General features: G+C 68.5%; 17 protein-coding genes. All 17 read right to left on the minus strand.

From position 1 onward, the window contains the following. Positions 1–4: 4 nt before the first annotated feature. Positions 5–517, minus strand: a complete 513-nt coding sequence (locus tag D7Y04_RS34800) for a hypothetical protein (protein WP_120598872.1) — start codon at positions 515–517, stop codon at positions 5–7. After that, a complete protein-coding gene (locus D7Y04_RS34805; protein ID WP_121762112.1) occupies positions 514–4,341 on the minus strand; it encodes a type VI secretion IcmF C-terminal domain-containing protein in 3,828 nt (1,275 codons plus the stop codon). The genes D7Y04_RS34800 and D7Y04_RS34805 overlap by 4 nt, the downstream gene beginning before the upstream one ends. Positions 4,342–4,343: 2 nt before the next feature. Beyond that, complete coding sequence (locus D7Y04_RS44625) at positions 4,344–4,625, minus strand: hypothetical protein (RefSeq protein ID WP_158627638.1); 282 nt, start codon at positions 4,623–4,625, stop codon at positions 4,344–4,346. A 32-nt stretch (positions 4,626–4,657) separates the two neighbouring features. After that, a complete protein-coding gene (locus D7Y04_RS34815; protein WP_121762113.1) occupies positions 4,658–5,299 on the minus strand; it encodes a DotU family type IV/VI secretion system protein in 642 nt (213 codons plus the stop codon). 12 nt (positions 5,300–5,311) lie between these two features. Beyond that, complete coding sequence (locus D7Y04_RS34820) at positions 5,312–6,958, minus strand: type VI secretion system baseplate subunit TssF (RefSeq protein WP_121762114.1); 1,647 nt, start codon at positions 6,956–6,958, stop codon at positions 5,312–5,314. Between the two features lie 52 nt (positions 6,959–7,010). Further along, positions 7,011–7,637 carry a hypothetical protein gene (locus D7Y04_RS34825; RefSeq protein WP_121762115.1) on the minus strand — a complete coding sequence of 209 codons (627 nt, stop codon included), beginning with the start codon at positions 7,635–7,637 and terminating at the stop codon, positions 7,011–7,013. Between the two features lie 13 nt (positions 7,638–7,650). Further along, entirely contained in the window at positions 7,651–9,324 is a 1,674-nt protein-coding gene (locus tag D7Y04_RS34830) for a hypothetical protein (RefSeq protein WP_121762116.1), read from the minus strand. Continuing rightward, positions 9,324–9,713 (minus strand): GPW/gp25 family protein, encoded by a 390-nt coding sequence (locus D7Y04_RS34835; RefSeq protein ID WP_120599258.1) that lies wholly within the window; start codon positions 9,711–9,713, stop codon positions 9,324–9,326. Before D7Y04_RS34835 ends, D7Y04_RS34830 begins: the two co-directional genes overlap by 1 nt. Positions 9,714–9,718: 5 nt before the next feature. Further along, a complete protein-coding gene (gene tssK / locus D7Y04_RS34840) occupies positions 9,719–10,969 on the minus strand; it encodes a type VI secretion system baseplate subunit TssK (RefSeq protein WP_120579045.1) in 1,251 nt (416 codons plus the stop codon). Positions 10,970–11,055: 86 nt separating this feature from the next. Then, entirely contained in the window at positions 11,056–11,640 is a 585-nt protein-coding gene (locus D7Y04_RS34845) for a hypothetical protein (protein ID WP_120579046.1), read from the minus strand. Positions 11,641–11,695: 55 nt separating this feature from the next. After that, positions 11,696–13,183: a type VI secretion system contractile sheath large subunit gene (gene tssC, locus D7Y04_RS34850; RefSeq protein WP_120579047.1), complete on the minus strand. Its 1,488-nt coding sequence runs from the start codon at positions 13,181–13,183 to the stop codon at positions 11,696–11,698. A 41-nt stretch (positions 13,184–13,224) separates the two neighbouring features. Further along, on the minus strand, positions 13,225–13,866 hold the full coding sequence (gene tssB / locus D7Y04_RS34855; protein WP_120599256.1) for a type VI secretion system contractile sheath small subunit: 642 nt from the start codon (positions 13,864–13,866) through the stop codon (positions 13,225–13,227). A 136-nt stretch (positions 13,867–14,002) separates the two neighbouring features. Next, positions 14,003–14,899 carry a hypothetical protein gene (locus tag D7Y04_RS34860; RefSeq protein WP_121762117.1) on the minus strand — a complete coding sequence of 299 codons (897 nt, stop codon included), beginning with the start codon at positions 14,897–14,899 and terminating at the stop codon, positions 14,003–14,005. 5 nt (positions 14,900–14,904) lie between these two features. Continuing rightward, positions 14,905–15,984 (minus strand): type VI secretion system protein IglI family protein, encoded by a 1,080-nt coding sequence (locus tag D7Y04_RS44630; protein WP_158627639.1) that lies wholly within the window; start codon positions 15,982–15,984, stop codon positions 14,905–14,907. Continuing rightward, the gene (locus D7Y04_RS34870) at positions 15,977–16,363 is read right to left on the minus strand and encodes a DUF4280 domain-containing protein (protein WP_120599259.1); all 387 of its coding nucleotides are present in this window, start codon (positions 16,361–16,363) and stop codon (positions 15,977–15,979) included. Before D7Y04_RS34870 ends, D7Y04_RS44630 begins: the two co-directional genes overlap by 8 nt. 13 nt (positions 16,364–16,376) lie before the next feature. Beyond that, positions 16,377–18,092 carry a long-chain fatty acid--CoA ligase gene (locus tag D7Y04_RS34875; RefSeq protein ID WP_121762118.1) on the minus strand — a complete coding sequence of 572 codons (1,716 nt, stop codon included), beginning with the start codon at positions 18,090–18,092 and terminating at the stop codon, positions 16,377–16,379. Positions 18,093–18,098: 6 nt separating this feature from the next. Beyond that, positions 18,099–19,013: a hypothetical protein gene (locus tag D7Y04_RS34880; RefSeq protein WP_147454792.1), complete on the minus strand. Its 915-nt coding sequence runs from the start codon at positions 19,011–19,013 to the stop codon at positions 18,099–18,101. Between the last annotated feature and the right edge of the window lie 96 nt (positions 19,014–19,109).

A 19,109-nucleotide genomic window follows, 5' to 3' on the forward strand; every position in this document is an offset into this window, starting at 1 on the left:
GCTCCTACTTGGGCGAGGCCAGGGTCAACGGAGGCTCGGGCGCCTTGGGCGCTTCCGGGGCCTTGGGCGGGCCGACCGGGGCCGGCGCGGAATCCTGGGCGGACAGGCTCTTCTGCAGGTCCGTGCGGATGCGGCTCTCCTGCAGCTCGATGTCCACCGTCTTGGGCACCGGCACATCCAGCAGCGCCTGCCACGCTCCGTTGGGCGTGGTGAAGAGGAAGCTCACCGCCACCGCCTGCTCCGGCGGCAGGGGGATCTTCACCTGCTTCGTGCGGCTCGGGTAGATGACCACCGTCTGGAGCACGGACTCGTCCGGGCTGATGACCTTGGCCGCGACGTCCGCGTAGCCCTCCGTCATCGACGTCTTCGACACCGTGCGGATGAGCATGTACAGCGGCCGGCCCTGGTTGGTGCCCGCGGGCGCATTGACGTTCACCGTCAGGCTGGGCGCCGCGCAGCTGCCCACCACCACCGCTGTCACCAGACCCGCCGCCAGCCTCACGCCCCTGTCCTTCATGGCACCACCCCACGGAATGGCGCCCAAGGCTCGCCGCGCAATCCGAAGCTGATCTCCAGCACCTTCTCGTTCGCCGCCAACCCGCGACCCGGCAGCACCCACACCACGTTCGACTGATCCGTCAGCGTCGCGGACTCCAGCAGTCGGAAGCAGTTCCAGGACGACTCGGACATCTCCATGGAGCGGTAGCGCTTTCCATCCCGCTGCGGCGAGCGCAGCTCCACGCCAATGGACGACGGCTGCGGGCTCCACCAGCTCAGGGGGAACTCACCCCACGCCGGCCGCTGGTTGAAGCCGAACGACGCCGCCCCGCCGCACTTCAAGAACGACAGCGTCACGAAGCTGTCCGGCGTGGGCGCCGTCGGCAGCGGCAGCGGCCGCACCTGCATGGCGATGGGACGGGCCTTGCCCTCGTCGTCCCACAGGAGCTTCGACAGGCGGCCCAGCTGGCCCAGCGCGGAGAGCATGCGCGGCGGCAGCAGCAGCCGGGACTTCAGCGGATAGCGCACCGACCAGTCCGTCCCGCGCTCCTCCACCACCGGCGCCAGCACCTGAGTGACGAAGCCCCAGAAGGCCCCGTCCTTGCGGCGCAGCACCTCCAGCTCCACCGGGTCCACTTCCTGCGACGCGCTGGGGTTGAACGGATAGCGCTTCACCAGCGGATCCAGCGTGCGGCGGGCCTGGTAGGTCCACTGCTCCGCGATGACGCGCTCCAGCTCCGAACGGCCCCGGTTGCGCACGACGATGAAGGGCTGGCGGAACGGCTGACGGAACTCGCCCACCAGGCCGTGCTGATCCAGCCACGCGTCCACCCGGCGCAGATACGAGTCCTCCTCCTCCAGCAGCATGCTCAGCGCCACGCGCCCCACCGGCGACAGCATCTCCGCCAGCTGCGAGCCCGCCGAGGACGCCGTCGCGCCAGCGGCTCCAGGTGCTGCGGGGTCCTTGGGCGCCGCGGGCTTCGCGGCCGCGGGCTTCGCGCCGGACAGCTCCTGCTGCAGCTGCGACACCAGCGTGGTGTAGGCCGCCAGCTCCACGATCGCGCCGCTCTTGTCCGGCGTCATCAGCTGCACGATCGGCTTGAAGGGCGCCACCGCGTCGCGCATGGGCGCGTAGTACTCACTCTCCAGCGGACCCACGCCAGCGCGGGTGGCCACGTCGCGCAGCATCGCCTCCAGCGGTGACGACGGCTGCAGCAGCACGGACAGGTCGCTGGACAGCGAGCCTCGCGGCGTGGTGCGGAAGCGGTAGCCCCGGTAGGTCGCGTAGAGGTCCTGGCCGTAGCGCTTCGCGAAGGTCTGCACCTTGCCCTGCACGAAGGTGGCGCGCTCCACGGCCTCCTCGCGCGACAGGCTGGACTTGGCGAGCCGCTCCGTGAACTCGTCCACCAGCGGGGCCAGCTGCGCCTCGAAGGCGGCCTTGCCCAGCACCTTGCCCACCACCGGGAGCGTCCCGCTGGTGAACTCCGTGTCGTCGTCCCCCACCCCTTCGGTCGCCACTTCCGACGTCGTCTCGCCCGCGCGCGGGTTGAACGAATCCGCGTTGAACGGCGTGCGGCCCGTCTCCTTCAGCGAGCGCAGCGTCTTGTCCAAGAGCTGCCGCGACACGTCCATGGGGCGGAACACGAAGTCGCGCCGGAGGACCTCCACCTGGTAGCGCGCGTCGCCGTCGCTGGGGGCGAAGAGGCCGTCCGCGCGGGTGAGCAGCTCCGCGGGCGTCATGCGGGCGGCGGCGCGCAGGGCGGCGTCCGTTTCGTCCTCCATGCGCAGGATGGCCTCCAGCGTCTGGCGGTTCTGGCGCAGCCAGTCCAGCGAGTCCAACAGGCTGCCCACGCCCTTCAGCTGGCTGGCGTCCGGCTCCGCGTCCGACGCGTTGATGAGGTCCATCACCTTGCGGGCGGAGCTGTACGGCGCGCTCTCCGCCAGCGAGGCGCGCAGGCGCTCACGGTCATCCGCCAGCGCGCGCCACCGGGCCAGGTCCAGCTCCTTCGCGGCCAGCGTGTCCTGCAGCTGCATGAAGTGGTCGCGCCACGGGCCCAGCAGGCCGTCCATCGTCAGCCAGGCGAAGGGCCAGCGCGTCCAGGGGACGTTCTCGTCGAAGGGCTTGTCGCTGGCGATGACGTAGTTGGCGATCATCGGCTCGGCCAGGCCCATCGCCTCCAGCCAGTTGTGCTCCTGGTCGGTGCTGGCCAGGCTCAACCCGAAGGCCTCCGCCGTCCACCCCAGCTGCTTCTTGTGCGCCCCCTGCACGCTGCGCAGCACGAACTTGCCAAGGTCCTCGTTGCGCGAGGCGTAGAGCACACCCAGCGTGTAGAGCACCTGCTCCGGACGGCACAGCGTCTCCATGTGGCAGCTGTCATCCACCGGGGACGCCGGGACCAACGGCGTGGCGCGCGTGCCCCGGCCGGCGAAGGCGGGCGCGGGCTGGCAGCCGGGAATCTGGCCCGGGCAGCGCCGGCACTGGTCCTGGCACTTCTCCAGCATCGGCTTCAGGTAGGACATCCGGATGCTGCGCGCGAGCCGCGCCCGCAGCTCCTCCCACTCGTCGGTGAAGCTGTGGGTCAGGGGCGGCCAGAAGCGCGTGGCGCCCCAGAGGTCCTCCATCGCCTTCACCGCGTCGGTCGTCTGGGACTCCACCACGGAGCCGGACACGCTCTGGTTGCGATCCTCCAGCCGCTGCACCGTCACCTGGAACGCGTCCAGCTTGTCCTGCGCGCGGAGCAGCAGCCGGTAGAAGTGCCCGTACGCCAGCAGCACCGGCAGGCACCCTACCGCGAGGATGGCCGCGCACCGGCGCAGGTGCGTCCAGCGGTAGTCCCGGACGAGCAGCTCCGCCGGTTGATCCGCCTGCACCGCCAGCGCCCCGGTGGGCCGGGCATCCGCCCCACCCGAGGACAGGTACACGCGCTGGAGCTTCAGCGGGTACGCCAGCGAGCCGCCCTCCAACAGCGTGGACACGAAGCGCCCCAGCGCCGCGAACGCCTCGCCGCCGCGCGAGTAGAAGGCCGCCAGCCGCTCGAACGCGTCCGGCGACAGCGAGGTGAGCCCCAGCGCCAGGTACTTCTCCATGGGCTGGAGCGCTTCCCCCAGCTCCCCTTCCCTGCCCGGCGGCGGCACCGTCAGTTCCAGCGGCACGCCGTTCTGGCGCAGCAGCTGCGCGAAGTCCGCGTAGCCGTCCAGCGTGTCCATGTGCGTGAGGACCAGCCGCGTCTCCACGGGCGACTGGCACACCTCCGACAACAGATTCACCTTGCCGCGCAGCAGCTGGGTGACGCGCTTCACCTCGTCCGGAGACGTCTCCAGCAGCCAGTTGACCTTCAGGACGATGACGGCGCGGCCCACGTGCCGGCGCCCGAAGGTGGCCTTCCACAGCCGGCGCAGCGCACGCCGCGCGTGGCGTGAGTCATCCTCCAGCACGGGAGCGGCCAGCTCCTGCACCACGACCTCGGGCCCCAGGAACATCTTGAGGAGCGGGTCGTCCGTGTAGCTGGGCATGAACTGGCGCTGCTGCCGCTCCCAGTCCACCTCCGCCTCGATGAGGTCCGACTTGCCGCTGCCCGCCGGGCCCAGCACCACCAGCGTGGGGAAGTCCCGCACGGACGCGCGGAAGCGCCACGGCAGCTTCGCCAGGAACTGCTTGCGGATGGCCAGCAGCTGCCCGGACCCGAGCGGCTTCTGCTCGCCCGCGAGCGACGGGCCGCGCTGCTGCCGCTTGCGCCACCAGAGCGTCACGCCCACGCCAATGGCCGCGAGCACCACCACGATGCCCAACACGAGCACCCAGTGGGCCTTCAATGCCGCCAGCATGGACTGGAGCGCGCCCACGGTCAGCCGCCGCTCCTTCCGCCCGGCTTCACGGCGAGCTGGAGCGCTTCGAGGACATCCTCCGCCTCCTCCAGCGTGGACGTCAGCTTCGCGCGCAGCTTCTCCTGCTCCTGCGGCGACGGAAGCATTCCATCCCCCGGTGGATCCAACGCCACCAGGCCCTCACGCACGGAGTCCAGCAGCGGCTGCACGCCCTCCTTCAGCGACCCCAGCTCCGAGCCCACCTGCTGCTCCAGCGCGTCCAGCAGCGCGAGCGTCTTGGGTGGAGCCTTGGGCGCCGGCACGGGAGGCCGTGCGTCGTGTGTCGGGAAGGGCCTCAATTGGAGACCCACCACAGGAAGACGGGCAGCCCCAGCACGATGGCCGCCGTCACGGCGTAGTAGTGCACCGGGAAGTCATAGACGGTGGGCACCGCCGCGGGCACCACCGGCGCGGACGGCGCCATGGCCGCCGGCTGCGGGATGCGCTGCGAGATGCGGTCCTTGATTTCGCGGATGCGCTCCGGCTGCCCCACGAGGCGGCCCGTGAAGCCCGCGGCCAGGCAGAAGCGGATCATCTCGAAGACGATGGAGGGGGTATCGTTGCGACGCAACTTCTCTTCCACGAAGTCGTAGAAGAGGTCTCCGCCTGCATCAACCTGAAACAGGTTCTGCTGCAGGAGTGGCCAGAGATGTTGCTCCGCGTCCGCCAGCCGCCGCAGCACCCACTCATCGAGGAAGTAGACGAAGGGACGGATCAAATCCTCCACCTCGTCCGGGCGCATGTCCGCGCCGAACGCGGCGCGCAGGCGCTCCAGCTCCACCATCAGCGCCTGCTCCAGGTGGCCCAGTGCCTCCGGCCCCACCCTGCCCTGCGGCCGGCGCGCACCCGGGGCGGGCTCGGCGGGCAGTGCCCGGTCGAGGAGCTGGCGCACGCGACGCTGCGTGGCCAGGAGTGCGTTCCAATGCTCCAGTTTCATGCGTGTGTTTGTCTATGTTGGAAGCTGTAGCGGTCCCAATCCCGCCACCGAGGCCTTGAGATCAACAGTTGCCTCGTTGTTCCAAGCATCAAGCAGGTCCCTCAACTGCTCAAGAAAGCAGATGACGACAGGCTCGAAGCTTTGGTCGAAGGGCTCCATCACGGCCTCGTAAGCGTGGCGGATCCCCGAACCCTTGAGAGCGCTGTCGGGCACCATATTGAACTTCAACTCCTTGAGCCATGGAAGGACGCGGCGGAACGGGCTCTCCGCGGGGGTCCCCAGGTGACCCAGCAGGGCGACCACCTCGTCGCGGCCCAGCGTGGGCTTGGCCTTCCACGCGAGGAATTGGGTCAACGCCTCGACATCATCCCGTAGCACGCTGTCGCGGTGCGGCTGCAGGCTGCCCACTGTCTGCCATTTCAAGCCTTCGATGTGACGGCCCGGCACGGACACCTCCACCCTGCCCGCCGCCTGCGCGGAGAACTGCGGCTGGTGCCACAGCGCCTCCAAGACAATCTTTCGCGGCGCCGTGAAGGCCTCCGGCATGCGCACGATGAGGCTCTGCCGGGACGCGAGCTTCTCGTCGAAGGTCTCGTCCACCTCGTAGCTGGGGCCCTTGCCGGGCAGGAAGGCGGGCCGCAGCGGGGCCAGGCCGGCCTTGGTCATCTCGAAGACGCCCGTCACCGAGTGCAGGGTGAACTCGCGCCCCGCGCTCATGCTGATGATGGGGTGCTCCGCGCGCGTGCCGTCCGCCACCACCACCTGCGCGGGCTCCGCCTTGAGGTTCACCACCGGCACGGTGAAGAGCTGGAAGAAGTCCGGGTGCAGCGAGCGCCCGACGCTCCAATCCTTGTCCAAGTCCAGGCAGATGCAGAACCGCATCCAGGAGCTGCCGCGAGGCGGCGGCACCTTCACGTGCACGAAGAGCTGCTGCTCCGGGAACTGGAAGAACGCGCGCAGGCGCTGGAACGGGTGCGCGTAGAGGCCGCTGTCGTCCGGCGCGGGCGGGTCCCGGTTGAAGGACACCTCGCAGGGGCTGCCCACGGAGTGCTCATCCGCCTCTTCGTCGTAGACGACGCTCACCTGTTTCACGTGCTTGCGCAGCGCATGAAACACCGCCAGCGACGAGCGGTAGTCGTCCAGGTGCCGCACGTGCAGGCTGAGCACGTCGATGGCGTCCTTGCGCGCGAAGCGGGACTCGAAGCGGAGGATCAGCCGGTGGCCGCTGCGCACCTGCGGCACCACGTCCGTGCCCTTGAGGAAGATGGGCAGCACGCGCAGGTCGCGCTGGAGCCGGAAGGAGCCCGCCACCCCTTCCGCGGGCGTCAGGCGCAGCTCCGTGCCCCGGGTGAGGAGCACCGGCTCCACCATCTTCTCCGTGGGCACGGCCTGCGCCATGGCGGTGGCGGGCACGGGCTCCAGGAGGAAGTCGAAGAAGCCCGCGAACAGCCGGCGCCAGGTGGAGCGCAGGTTGTGCAGCGTGGCGTGCCGCGTCTGGACGGAGAAGAACGCCATCGCCTCGATGAGGCGGCGCACGTCCGGGTCCTCGCGGTCCAACGGAGCCGCCGGGTGCCGCTCCTGGAAGCGCTGACGGAAACGCTCCAGCCCGTCCAATTCCGACAGGAAATCCAGGTAGATCTTCTCAGAGAAGTCCTTCACCGCCCGCTCTCCCGCCGTACGTCTGTCGTTGCCATGTGTGAGTCAGTCGTCTTCAGCCCAGCTTCACCAGGGTGCCGCCCACGCTGGTGATGGAGCCCTTCAGGTTCGCCATGCCGGAGCTCTCCAAATCGAGCTTGCCGGTGCCGGACACCTTGGTCATCGCGCCGGACATCTCCGCCTGCGACTTGCCGGCGAGCTTCAGCGTCACGCCGTCCACCTTGGCCTCGCCGCCGGACGTGACCATCTCCGCGCCCATGTTGCCCTTCATTGCCAGCTTGGACGTGGCCTCGATGTTCACGTTCGCGCTGGAGGACAGCTTCGCGTCGCTGGTGGCCGTCTGCGTGAGCTTGGCGCTCGTCTTGAGCGTCATGTCCTTGGTGCTCTCCACCGTGAACGTGTCCTGGCTGTTCCACTTGGAGACGCCCTTGGACTTCATCGTGATGGTGTCGGTGTCGAAGGTCAGGTCCTTCACCGTCACCACGATGCTGTCCTGCTTCTGCACGTAGGTGCTCGTCTCCTGCGGGCCCTTCACCGTGATGGTGATGCTGGTGCCGTCCATCACGATGGTCTGGGTGATCTGATCATCCCCGTTGTCGACCTGGACGGTGATGCCCCCCTTCTTGTCCAGTTCGATCTTGCAGACCAGCGTTCCTGCCGCTCCCGGTCCTGAAGCTCCCATCGTCCCTCCCGCCTCAGGCGGACTCTTCCTTCACCAGGATGAGCAGGTTGCCTTCCTTGAGTTCGACCTTCTCCGTGTCGCTCTCGTTCGTGCGCTGCAGGCGCCACAACGGCTTGTTGTCCTCGTAGAAATGCCGCATGGACGTGCCGCTCGTCGTGGTCTTGCCGACGAGCAGGTGCACGCCCTGCCCGTCCGAGGGCAGGCGCGCGCCCGCTCGCCAGTCCAGGTTGCGCTTGAGCCACGCGCGCAGGAAGTCCAGCGCCACCAGCACCCGGGCGCCCTTGTAGGCCGGGAAGTAGAAGTGCCCCGGCTGCAGGTTCGCGTTGAAGGGTACCTGGATGATCTGGTTGGCGAAGAGCGGCAGCTTCACCTTGTAGCTGTCCAGCGACGTGGCGTCGTCCGTGTACGCCTGCCAGGTCTCGTCCTTCTTCTCGCCCACCTCGCTGACGATGAGCCCCTCCACGAAGCGCGGGAACACCGGCGCGGTGAAGGGCGGCAGGTCCGTGTGCAGCTCGGCCTTCTTCTCCAGCCGCGTGGTGAACGAGATGAGATAGCGGCTCTCCGGCTTGGGTCGGCGCGTGGGCTCCTCCCCTTGCTCGCCCGCCGGGATCTCCCCCTCCTCCACGGGCAGCGGATCCGCGCGCAGGTGCATCCGGCGCACCCGGAAGTCCTGTGTGACGGGCACGCCCGCCGCCGTCCAACCAGCAGTGTCCGGCAGCTTCACCAGCGCGCCCGGGGCGAAGGCCACCGCCGGGAAGCGGTTCCAGGTGAGCTCCACCTCCAGGCCGCGCACCTTGAGGCGCGCCGTCTCCAGCGTGGCGCGGGCCTGCACGTCGTCCGCGATGTCCGTGCGCAGGAGCACGTCCTGACGGACGCCGGTGACGGCCTGGGCGTTGGTGATGGCCTGGTTCTTGGGGCTCTCCGCGGCCGCGTTGAGGATGGCCACGTCGTGGCGCGCGACCTCCGGGAACACCACCGACACGCGGTCCACGTCCGCCGAGCGAAGCGTGAGGGGCGTGGGGCTGGCGTCCTTCGCCGCGCGCAGCTGATAGCCCTGCGCCGTGTAGTCGTACGCCAGCACGCCGTTGCGCGTGTTCACGAACCAGACGACGAAGTCGTAGAAGCTGGCGCCGGATTCCGGGGACAGGCCCAGGAAGATGAGCGGCCGCGTCTTGGCCAGCTGCGCGTCCCAGTCATTGGCCAGGGTGATCTTGTCGCCCTTGTGCGCGTCCAGCACGTCCTGGAGCGTCTTCTGCGTGTAGAGCACGCACGGGTAATGCTGCTTCCACAGGAGCCGCGCGGGGTCCACGAAGCGCACGGTGTAGTGCCGGTAGGTGATGCCCGCGCCCTTGGCCTGGGCGACGCCCTCCTCCGTGAGGGACTTGTCCTGCACCAGCCCCTTCACCTTCAGCGACGTGAAGGTGGGCTTCGTCGCCGTGTCGGAGTGCACGGCCTTCAGCTCCAGCGCCACCTCCACCAGGTCCGGCTTGAGGAAGTCCGCCAGCAGCTTGTCCTGCTTCTGTCCGCCGTGGCCCGTCTCGTCGAGCACGCGGAACTCCACCCTCCCCTCGTGCCCCCAGCCGTGCAGGTCCAACTCGAAGGCGAGCACGTCCGCCGAGGGGATGGCGTGCGCCGTCCCGCCGATGGTGAGCGTCAGGCCCAGGTCCAGGCGGTCGGCGAAGGCCATCAGGTGTCCTCCGCCTGCACGCGAACCCGGCCGGTGGTGGAGTGGAACAACAACGACAGGTGACACGGCTGCCCGTTGAAGGTGCCCTTGCAGTCGAAGTACAGCCACAGCGAGCTGTCGCGGCCGCGCAGCTTCACTTCGGGCTCCACCAGCCGGGGCTCGTGCTGGGTGACTTCCTGCTGGATCTCCGCGGTGAGCGCCTCCACCAGCTCGCGCGTGCCCAGCTTCTCCGTGTACCCGCCCAGCCCGAAGTCATGCATGAAGAAGCCGTAGCCCTTCTTCGTGTTGAGCACGGCTTCGATGTTGCGCATCACGTGCTCCAGGCTGTCGCGCGAGTTGGTGCGCTCCCTGCGAGTCGCGAACTTGTCCAGGAACGGTGCGCGCGCCATGGCGTCTAGCTCCTCCGCCAGAACAGCGACGTCTGGGCGCCCCGGAGCGCGGGCGTCACGTAGAAGGCCAGGCCGTCCTCGCGCAGCGCGTGCTGCCACTCCTCGCCGTTGCTCAGCAGGTACCAGTCAATCTCCGGCCCCAGCGCGTGCGGGAACGACGGATACGGCACATGCTTGAAGGGCACGCCCTTCAGGGCCTGGCGGCGCACCAGCGGCAGCCGCGTGGGACTGGCCAGCTTCACGCCGTCCAGCGGCGTGCGCTCGCCGGGCTGGGTGCGCTGCACCAGGAGGTAGGCCTCGCTGGCGGAGCGGATCTCCGGCGGCAGCGGCGTCATCTGGTACTGCCCTTCCTTCGCCTGGAAGGCCTTGTGCGTGGAGCGCGTGGCCTCGGGCTGGAAGCTGCGCTGGAGCAGGCGGATCCACCCACCCAGGGCCTCGTTCAGCCCCTCGTGCTGGTACACCGGCATCTGCTCGTCCGGGAGCATCTCCAGGTAGCAGCACGCCTCGAAGTACAGCCGGCGAAGCGCGTCGAACAGGTGGTACGGGTGCACGTACACCTGCCGGAACATGTCCCGGCGCAGCGCGATGAGCCGCTGCACTTCAAAGAGCGCCCGGCGCGCGTTGGTGAGCCGGTCCGTGCGCAGGTACGTGTCGGAGATGTTGGTGAGCAGCTGCTGGCGCACCTGATCCAGCAGATCATCCAGCGTGGAGAGCAGCTTCTCCAGGAAGGGGTTGGGCCCCACGAGCAGGAGCGCGGGCACCCAGTCCGCGGACGTGTGCCACGCGCCGTCTTCGTCCTGGGATACGGCGGCCAGCCCCAGGGACGCGACGGTCCCGTCCAGCACCGGCTCCGTGGACAGTTGCAGCTTGTGCAGCACGCGCTGGATGACCGGCGGATCATCCGCGTACAGGCGGATGCCCTCCGCGCTGACGGTCTCCTTCAGCACGTGCAGGTAGACGATGAACTCCGTCTTGCCGACGGCTTCCAGCGACAGCGGCGCGATGACGGAGTTGCCCGGGACGTCCATCAGGTCCCCGGCCTTGGTGACGACGGTGAGCGCGGAGATGGACAGGCTGCCGCTCTGGAGGAGCGACTCGTTCCAGGCCATGTTCGCGATGCCGTACGACGGCAGGCCGGACAGGGTGGCATGGAGGCGGATCTCCGCGTCCAGCGCGTCCTCCTGCGCGACGAAATGCTCCGGAAGAAGCGTCTGGCCTACGTGCCAGCGGACCCGTGCGAGCTTGTACCGCTGCATACGCCGTTCTTTCCTTCCACCCGCCTGACCCAGGCCGGGAGCGAGACCTGCTCCCAGCCCGGTTTAGACTCAGACCGCGGCCAACGCTACTTGGCGGCCGCTTCGGTGATGCCCCACTTCTTCGCGATCTTCTTGGCGGACGAGGTCGCCAGGTTCAGCGACTGCTCGGCTGCCTGCGGCTTGATGCCAATCTGGAACGTGAAGTTCTTGGGCGACTGGACCTCGCGCGACTCGTTGTCCGCGACGGACATGTTCAGGTCGTCGCCGTTCTTCTCGAGCAGGCCCTTCATCTCCGCGTCGAGGAAGTTCGACTTGAAGTACTTCTTCCCGATGGGGTCGTACTCGTAGATGACGTACTTGAAGTTGACTTCAATGTTGCTGAAGTTGCCCAGCAGCATCTCCGCCACCTTCTGCTTGTTCGCCACCGACACCTGGCCGGAGAAGTACATGGCGTCCGTCACGCCCGTCTCCCACAGGTAGTGGTTGAGCACCGCGACGACCTTGTCGGCGATGGCCGCGTCCGGGTTCTCAGGATCCTTGATGGTCTCCTGATCCGGCGCCAGGGCCTGGCCGCCAATGGTGATGGCGGTGATGTAGCCCACGGGGGACTGCTTGTCCTTCTTGAAGTTGAAGCCCTGATACACGTCCAGGTTCCGCGAAAACTGGGGCATCTGTCACTCCAGGGTAAGCGGGGCAGGCACTCACCTGCCCCAGGTGGGATGCGGCTTAACCGAGCCGCGACTCGAGCATCAGCTCCACGTTGAGGCCTTCGAACTGGATGTGCGGGAGCACGGCCAGCTTGCAGTCGTACCAGCCGATCTCACCGGGACGCGGGAACACGGCCACGCTGCTCGCCTTGAACGGGAAGCGGCGCACGGTGAGGTCGTCCGGGTTGGCCACGGTCGTGACGTAGTTGGACAGCCACGAGTCCAGCTGGCGCTGGATGTAGGGCGCGTCCGCCGTGTTGCCGATGTTGTCGCGCATGATGCACTTCACGTAGTGCGCCAGACGCGTGATGGAGAACGTGTAGGCCAGGTTCGTGACGAGCTGCGAGTTCTCCGAGTCCTTGGGGTCCTTGAACGTCTTGGAGACCTTGGCGGACTGGGTGCTGAAGAACGTCGCGTCGCTGGAACCCTTGCGGTACACGAGCGGGATGAAGCCGGAGCGCGCGAACTCGTACTCGCGGTAGTCCGGGATGGCGATCTCCACCGGGGCCTTGATCTCCTCCTGGCCGCGCAGGGAGAAGGTGTCCACGGGCAGGCCGGAGATGAGGCCACCGCCCTTGGGGCCGCGGATGGACTGGCACCAGCCGCTGATCTCGAACGCCTTCACCATGTTGCGCGCGAGCAGGATGGCGGAGTTGCCCCACAGGTACTTGTCGGAGTCGCCGCGCGCCGTCTCGGTGAAGTTGAGGACGTCGCAGGGGTTCTTGTCCGGGTGCCAGGGCAGGCGCAGCACGTAGCGCGGGAAGGTCAGGCCCACGTACGCGGCCTCCTCCGTGTCGCGGAACGCGTTCCAGCGGCCGAACCGCGGGTGGGCGAGCACGCCCTCCAGGTTCTTGATGGCCTCCATCTCCTCGATGGTCTCGCAGCCGAAGAACTTGTGGTTCACGGCGGAGATGAACGGCGCGTGCGCGGCGTTGGAGACCTTGGCCATGCGCTGCAGCCAGGTCAGGTCCGCGGGCGACGAGGAGAAGTCGTACAGGCCGACGATGGCGCCGAAGGGACGGCCACCGTACTGGTCGTACTCCTGGATGTAGACCTTGTCGAACAGCGCTCCGGCGAAGATGTTGCTGGAGTTGTTCTCGAAGTCCTCCGCCAGTTCATCCTTGGCGACGTCCAGGATGTCGATGGCGATGTTGGCCTTGAAGTTGGTGTGGTCGACCAGGTCCTCCAGGCCGCGCCACGTGGACTCCAGCTTCTGGAAGGTGTCGTTGTGGAGGATCTCGTTCATCTGCACGTCGATCATGCGATCGATGCGGCTGATGACGTCCAGCACCTGGCCCTTGTCGAAGCGGGCGGTGTTGTCCGGGCCCTCCACGGGGGCCACGTTCTGCAGCAGCGCGGCGACGCTGGAGAGAAAGCGGCTCTCCAGGGTGACCTGCTGCTCGTCGCCGGCGGGCGCGAAGTTGGTGGTGATCATCGGCGCCGATTCCTGGGGCGGATCGAGCCGGACGCTGGTGAACAGGCGCTTCAGGTAGGTGGTCTCAGCCATGGCGGAGTCCTTTTAGAAGTCGAAGGGGTTGGGAAGGCGGATCAGGAAGCGGCCGGGGGCTTGGCGCCCGCGGCGACGGTGGCGGCGACCGCGGCCGTGGCGGCGGCGGCACCCCCGGCGGGCTTGCCAGCGGCGGGGGCGGCGGCGGCGGGCGCGTCCGTCTTCGCCGTCTCTCCGGCGGGCAGGCGCATGGTCTCGTAGCCCTTCAGCTCGTTGAGCAGCTCCTTGAGCGCATCCGGCTTGGAGAACAGCTCGTAGAGCTCGCGGCGCAGGTCCTTGCGGTTGTCGATGTTCGACTGCATCTCCACGAGGAGCGTCTTCAGGAGCAGCAGCGCCTTGAGCTTCGGCACGTGCTTGACGATCTCATCCGGGTGGAAGGACTTCATCCGGTCGATGGGGAGCGTGACGTTCAGCTCCTCCTCCACGTCCGGGTTGATGCGGTTGGCGACCTGGAAGTTGGCGGACATCTTCATGTCCTTCATCAACTCGTCCAGGTTGCGGCCGTCCACGGAGCGCAGCTTGCGCGTCTCCAGGTCCGTCTTGCGGTCCTCGGAGGTCCCCAGCGAGTAGTCGCCCATGACCAGGAGGCGCAACGGCAGGTTCACCGTCTCCTGCTCGCCGTTGATGGTGGTCCGGTACGTGAGGGTGATGCGGGATTTGGGAAGCTGGTCCTGAATGGCCACGGTGACTCCCTGACAATCGCAGAGCGCTTTATTCCCCCCGTCCTACTGGAGCCGCCCCGGGAGTACGCCCTGCCGAGTGAACATTTACAGCCTAGGCGCGATCAGGAATTCCCGTCAACCAGCCGACATGACAGGTCTACCGGGGTTCCGATGATCGCAGTTGAGCGGTGTCCCCCGTGAACAGGAGGACCTCCTGGGTTTGCTCCGGACCGCCTACCAGCGGCTCGTAGCCCAGATGACTTCCGTCGATGAGCCGGGCGTAGCTGCTCTGATCACGCAGGCACAGGATGACGGCGAGCACGAGCGGGGTCTCCGCGAGGCTCGGAAGGATGCGGGTGTTGAGGCGCCTGCGTGCCTCCACGGCCCAGGGGGTGCCGGTGCCGGAGTGCGGCTCGTTGAGGAACAGCCGCACCTCCACCCCGCCCGTGGGGACGGTGGCGAAGCCGCCCACCGCGCTGCCGTCTCCGAGCGCCGCGGCGCCCAGGCGGATCCCCTTGGCTTCGATGCGCTGGCGGCGCGTCTCGCGGCGCACCACCACCTCCGCCTCCGGGAAGACCTTGGCGAAAAGCCAGTGCAGGCTGCTGGGGCACGCGAGGCGAAGCAGACGCAGCCGATGCGCGGTGGAGTGCTCCCAGCCGGGCAGCAGGGATTCGTCGCGATCAGGAAACTGGCCCGCGAACCGGGTCCGCAGCAACAGGTGGTCAAAGTAACCCAGGAAGTCAGCCATCGTGTCCTGCTCCAGGCGATCCATGGCCTGGAAGAGAAAGGATGGCAGCGGCGTCTGGAGACTGAGCAGGCCCAGGTTGACGGTGATCACCACGCGCTTGCGCGGGTGGCGGGTGAATTCAATGGCATGCACCAGATGGGGCTGGTGCACGGTGCTGCGGTGGCTGCGGAACTCGACCTCCGCCTCGCCGTAGCCTTCCTTGGCGAGCAGATCCAGGAGGGCCGGCACGTCGAAGCTGCGGATGCGCTCGCTGATGCGCTCCTCGACGGTGAGCTTGCGGTTCGGCTGTTCGCGCTCCAGGGCCATGGGGGCTATTCGTCGTATTCCGAGCCGCCGCCGCGCGGCTGGCGCTGCTGGGCGACGAGGAACGCGTCCAGGTCCACGCGGTAGAGCTGATCCATGGCGCGGAAGGACAGCGTCTCCGTGTTGTGCAGCATGGGCTCAATGGCTTCCGCGTGCTGCGCCAGGCCATTGAAGAAGCCAGAGAAGAGCTGCGGCAGGAACACGCGCGGGTCGAAGCGCTCCACGGTGGCGAGCACGTCCACGGCGATGACGCTCGCCTTGGAGTAGTCCTCTTTCTCCACCAGCGCCTCAAAGGCAGACAGCTTGCGGACCAGCAGCGCGAGCGCGGGAGACATGGGCACGCTGGGGCCGGAGTCTTGTTCCTCCTGGCGGGCGGCCTTCTTGCGGCGCGCGGGGCGGATCTCCTCTTCCTCCTCCCCTTCGTCGTCCTCGTCCTCTTCCTCGTCCGGAGCGGCGGCGAGCTCGGGCTCCGGGGCCTCGGACTTGGGCTCCTCCGGCGGGGGAAGGAAGGGCACGCCCTGGGCGTGGGAGCGCACCGCGCCGAGCAGCGAGCGCATGGCGTCCATGCACGCGGGCTTCTGCAGGATGGCGAGCGCGGCGATGAGGGGATCCCCGAGGGTCAGGGCTTCCTCGATGGGCTCGCGATTGCCGGGCGCGGTCCAGGCCTGCCACTGGGCGTCCTTGAGGCGCGAGTGGTGTTCCAGGTGCTTGCCCATCATCTTCAGCAGCCAGCGCAGGCCGGTGTCCGCGAAGACGAGCTTCTTCTCCATCGGGCCGAAGAAGTCCCAGTTCTCCGTCAGGGTGCGCTTGAGGGAGCGGAACAGGACGGGCAGCGCCTTCATGCCCTCCGCGAAGAAGTGGCCGAAGAGGTACGGCCCCACCACGCGCACGTCGCGCACGCCCTGGCGCAGGAGCCCCTCGGCGGCACGGGCCGCGTCCGCGTACTCGCTCTTGGCGACGAAGCCGGTGATGGCCTCCAGGCGCGGATCCGGGCCCTCGGACTCGTCGAGCGGCACGGGGGCGGTGGTGAACTCCACGTCGAGCAGCGCGAAGTCGACGGCCTCCAACACCTGCGCGGGGCTACCCATCGATGGCCACCATCTGTCCGGGGGAGACGACCTGGATGACTCCGCCGTAGCTGCACATGCACTTGGAGTTGCTCTCCAGCGCCGGCATGTTGCCGATGAGCACCTTGGGGCACCCGGGCACCCAGGGGGCCGCCGTGGCGGGGATGCAGGGCATGGGGGTGAGGACGCCGAGGGCCGCCGCGGTCGCCGCCGCCACCATGGGGTTGGCCAATGACTGGCACATCCCGAAGGGCAGCACGTTCAGGAACGGCTTGTTGTCCATGATGTTCGCCGCGGGCGTGGTGGCCATGATCCGGTTCACGGGCAGCACCATCAGCGACGAGGGCGCCATCCCGAAGCTGCATTGGAGCATCGCTCCCATCACGACTTGAGCACCCATGTGCCGTTCCTTTTCAGCGCGCTGGCGACGGATCATCTTCGCCCGAAGCCGCGGAGCTTTCCAGCAGTCGTCCCCGCAGGGCGGTGAGGGCCTGGAACATCGGGTCCTTCGCCTTCTTGTGTAGCGCGCCGGTGAAGAACTGCGAGGCGCACCACGCGTCGTCGACCGCGCCCTTCACCCGGTGGGGAAAGAGCGGAAAGAACTCGATGCGGTCGGGCAGGAAATCCCCGCCCAGCAACATTTCGATGCGTCGGTTTATCTCCTGCTCGCCGGACGAGGGAGCAGGCGTGGCCCCGGTGAAGGCCAGGAGGAGGAAGCGGGAGTGGCTGGCGAGGCCACCGGTGGACACCGGCACCACGCTGGTGCCCGCGAGGAACGGCAGGCCCTCCAGCGCGGCGGTGACCTCCTTCGCGGAGTAGGTGCGGCCGTCGTGCCGGAAGCCCAGCGTGCCCGCGTAGTGGTAGCGCTGGCGGATCCGCGCGAGCAGGACGTGACCCGGCGGGTATTCCTTGTCCGGCAGGAGCGTGAAGACGCCCACGTCCGTGGGAGCGCCCTGCCCGCTCTGGTTCGGATCCTTCAGCGTCCACGCGCGGCCCGGGACGGGGAAGACGTCCGTGTGCACGTCGGTGGTCGCCTCGCTCACGCCGCGCGACGAGGCCAGCACCGCGCCGCCCGCGGACGCATCGATGAGGATGTTGGAGGACGGCACGGCCTGGAGGCCGCACTGCTTCACCCAGGTGCGCCACGCCTGGGCGTCGAAGGGCTCCTCCGGGCTGCGGAACCAGTGCTGCACGTTGCGCAGGGATGCGCGGTGGCGCACGAGCAGGTCGCGCAGCTTCGGCGTGACGCCCAGGGCGCGCAGCGGGTGCTCCAGGAGCGGGGCCGGGTTGAGCGCCAGGTCCGCCATCTCCAGGTGCAGGTACGTGGCGCCGCGCAGGAGCGTGGCGAAGAGGAGCGCGGGCAGGTGCTGGAGCACCGGGAAGTCCGGCGCCGCGAGGAGATCCCCCGGCGACAGGCCGAAGGTGAGCATCCCGTCGCCAATGGCGCCCTTCCACGCGTTCTCCGCGGTGAGGGGCACGGGCGTGTGCGGCGGATCCACCAGCGGCGAGAAGAGCAGCCCCACCACGTCCGAGGGCTTGTACGTGTGCGACGTGAAGCCCGGCGCTCCCCTCCCCTGGCTCTTGAGCAGCAGCTGCTCGTGGCCCTTGAGGAGCGGGAGCTGGTGGGGTTCCGCGGCGATGAAGTCCGGCGTCAGGGACTCCAGCCGGGTGGCCATGGCGCGCGGGCCCATGGGCGGCAGGAGCGTGAAGCAGCCCCCCAGCTTCAGCGTGGCCAGGAGCGACAGGAGCAGCTCCTGCCCCACGCCGTGCACCAGGCACACCTTGGCGCCCGGCTCCACGCCCTGATCCGCCCACTCGCTGGCGCGGCGCGCGGCCAGGTCATGCAGCGTGCGGTAGGCCAGGGCCTGCCAGCCCTGGATGCGCTGGTGCGTGCGGAACGCGGGGCGCTCCAGCGCGACGTGGCGCACGATGAGGTCGTGGAAGAAGTCGTACTGCTGGCCCGGGCGGCTCTTGGGTGGCGGGACGCCCCGGCCCGCGTGGGCTTCCGCAAGCGCTACGGCGAACCCTTCCGGATCCTCCCAGCTCTCCTGCCACCACTTCGGAGCGCCTGAATCCGGGGCGAAGCCGGCTTCCAGCTGCCGGAGGATGTCCTTCACGTCGAAAGGCATGGGTGTCTAGCGGGAGGGAAAGTCGAAGCCGACCTTCACCATGAAACGGACCTTGGAGCGCACGTTGCTTTCCGGGGCGTAGTCGATCGGGGTCGCCCCGCGCTTTCCTGGCGTCTGCTGCTTCGCGCGTTCGATGGACGTGGGCTCGACGGCGCGCACCAGCGGGTGGCGGGCCAGGAGCGGCGGCACGTGCATGTCCACGTCCCGGCCGAAGAGCCACGCGCCACAGCGCCAGAGGACGTCGTGGCGCCGGGTGAGCAGCGTCCAGAAGCGGTCTCGCGTCTCCGTGGCCTCGAAGAGCAGCGGCGAGCTGTCGTCCTCGCGGGCCTCTCCCGGGGCCGCGAGCAGGGCGCGCAGTTGCTGCGCTACGCGCTCCACTTCGTTCACGTCCTCGGGGGTGACGGGGGAACGGCCGGCGAGCTTCTCCTCGTGCCTGCGGAACAGCGCGACGAGTCCCAAGCAGTCCCCCACCACGTCGCGGTGGCCCTCTCCGTGAGCGGCGGCCACGTCCGCGGCGGCGAGGAAGGAGGACTCCGCGAGTGCCTCCGCGGTCTTGAGCAGCTTGCGGCGCAGCTGCTGGGCGCGGTCGAAGAGGGTTCCGAAGGAGCTGGCCCGCATGTCGCGCTGGACGCGCAACGCGGCCCAGGCCAGGCCCTGCGCGAGCAGTGGCAGTTCGCGCAGCTCCTCCACGTTCACGCCCGGGAGCGCGGCGACCTCCGCCTCACGGGCGAGGACACTCTCCACCCCTCGCTTGGTGTTGTGGAAGGCGAGCGCGATGTTGGAGCGGCACTCCTCCACGGCGCCTTCGAGGGCACGCGCAGGGGCAAGGAACACGTCATAGCCGGGCTCGGAGCCAATGGCTTCCAGCTCGGCGATGTCGTCGGGCCCCAATCCCGCTGTCGCGTGCTGGCCTCCAGCCATGCCGGGCAGGATAGCGGGGGCTTCCGGGCGTCACAACCTGGCGCCCTGTCTGGTTGCGTCAGGTGACTCGCGGGGTGGGCTTGAGGGCCGGGGACC

Origin of the sequence: Corallococcus sp. AB038B (assembly GCF_003668955.1) — a bacterium.
GTDB lineage: Bacteria > Myxococcota > Myxococcia > Myxococcales > Myxococcaceae > Corallococcus > Corallococcus exiguus.

Coding starts and splice junctions, on each gene's coding strand:
- D7Y04_RS34800 (WP_120598872.1), bottom strand. CDS start 517: ATGAAGGACAGGGGCGTGAGGCTGGCGGCGGGTCTGGTGACAGCGGTG.
- D7Y04_RS34815 (WP_121762113.1), bottom strand. CDS start 5,299: ATGAAACTGGAGCATTGGAACGCACTCCTGGCCACGCAGCGTCGCGTG.
- D7Y04_RS34825 (WP_121762115.1), bottom strand. CDS start 7,637: ATGGGAGCTTCAGGACCGGGAGCGGCAGGAACGCTGGTCTGCAAGATC.
- D7Y04_RS34830 (WP_121762116.1), bottom strand. CDS start 9,324: ATGGCCTTCGCCGACCGCCTGGACCTGGGCCTGACGCTCACCATCGGC.
- D7Y04_RS34835 (WP_120599258.1), bottom strand. CDS start 9,713: ATGGCGCGCGCACCGTTCCTGGACAAGTTCGCGACTCGCAGGGAGCGC.
- tssK (WP_120579045.1), bottom strand. CDS start 10,969: ATGCAGCGGTACAAGCTCGCACGGGTCCGCTGGCACGTAGGCCAGACG.
- D7Y04_RS34845 (WP_120579046.1), bottom strand. CDS start 11,640: ATGCCCCAGTTTTCGCGGAACCTGGACGTGTATCAGGGCTTCAACTTC.
- tssC (WP_120579047.1), bottom strand. CDS start 13,183: ATGGCTGAGACCACCTACCTGAAGCGCCTGTTCACCAGCGTCCGGCTC.
- D7Y04_RS34860 (WP_121762117.1), bottom strand. CDS start 14,899: ATGGCCCTGGAGCGCGAACAGCCGAACCGCAAGCTCACCGTCGAGGAG.
- D7Y04_RS44630 (WP_158627639.1), bottom strand. CDS start 15,984: ATGGGTAGCCCCGCGCAGGTGTTGGAGGCCGTCGACTTCGCGCTGCTC.
- D7Y04_RS34870 (WP_120599259.1), bottom strand. CDS start 16,363: ATGGGTGCTCAAGTCGTGATGGGAGCGATGCTCCAATGCAGCTTCGGG.
- D7Y04_RS34875 (WP_121762118.1), bottom strand. CDS start 18,092: ATGCCTTTCGACGTGAAGGACATCCTCCGGCAGCTGGAAGCCGGCTTC.
- D7Y04_RS34880 (WP_147454792.1), bottom strand. CDS start 19,013: ATGGCTGGAGGCCAGCACGCGACAGCGGGATTGGGGCCCGACGACATC.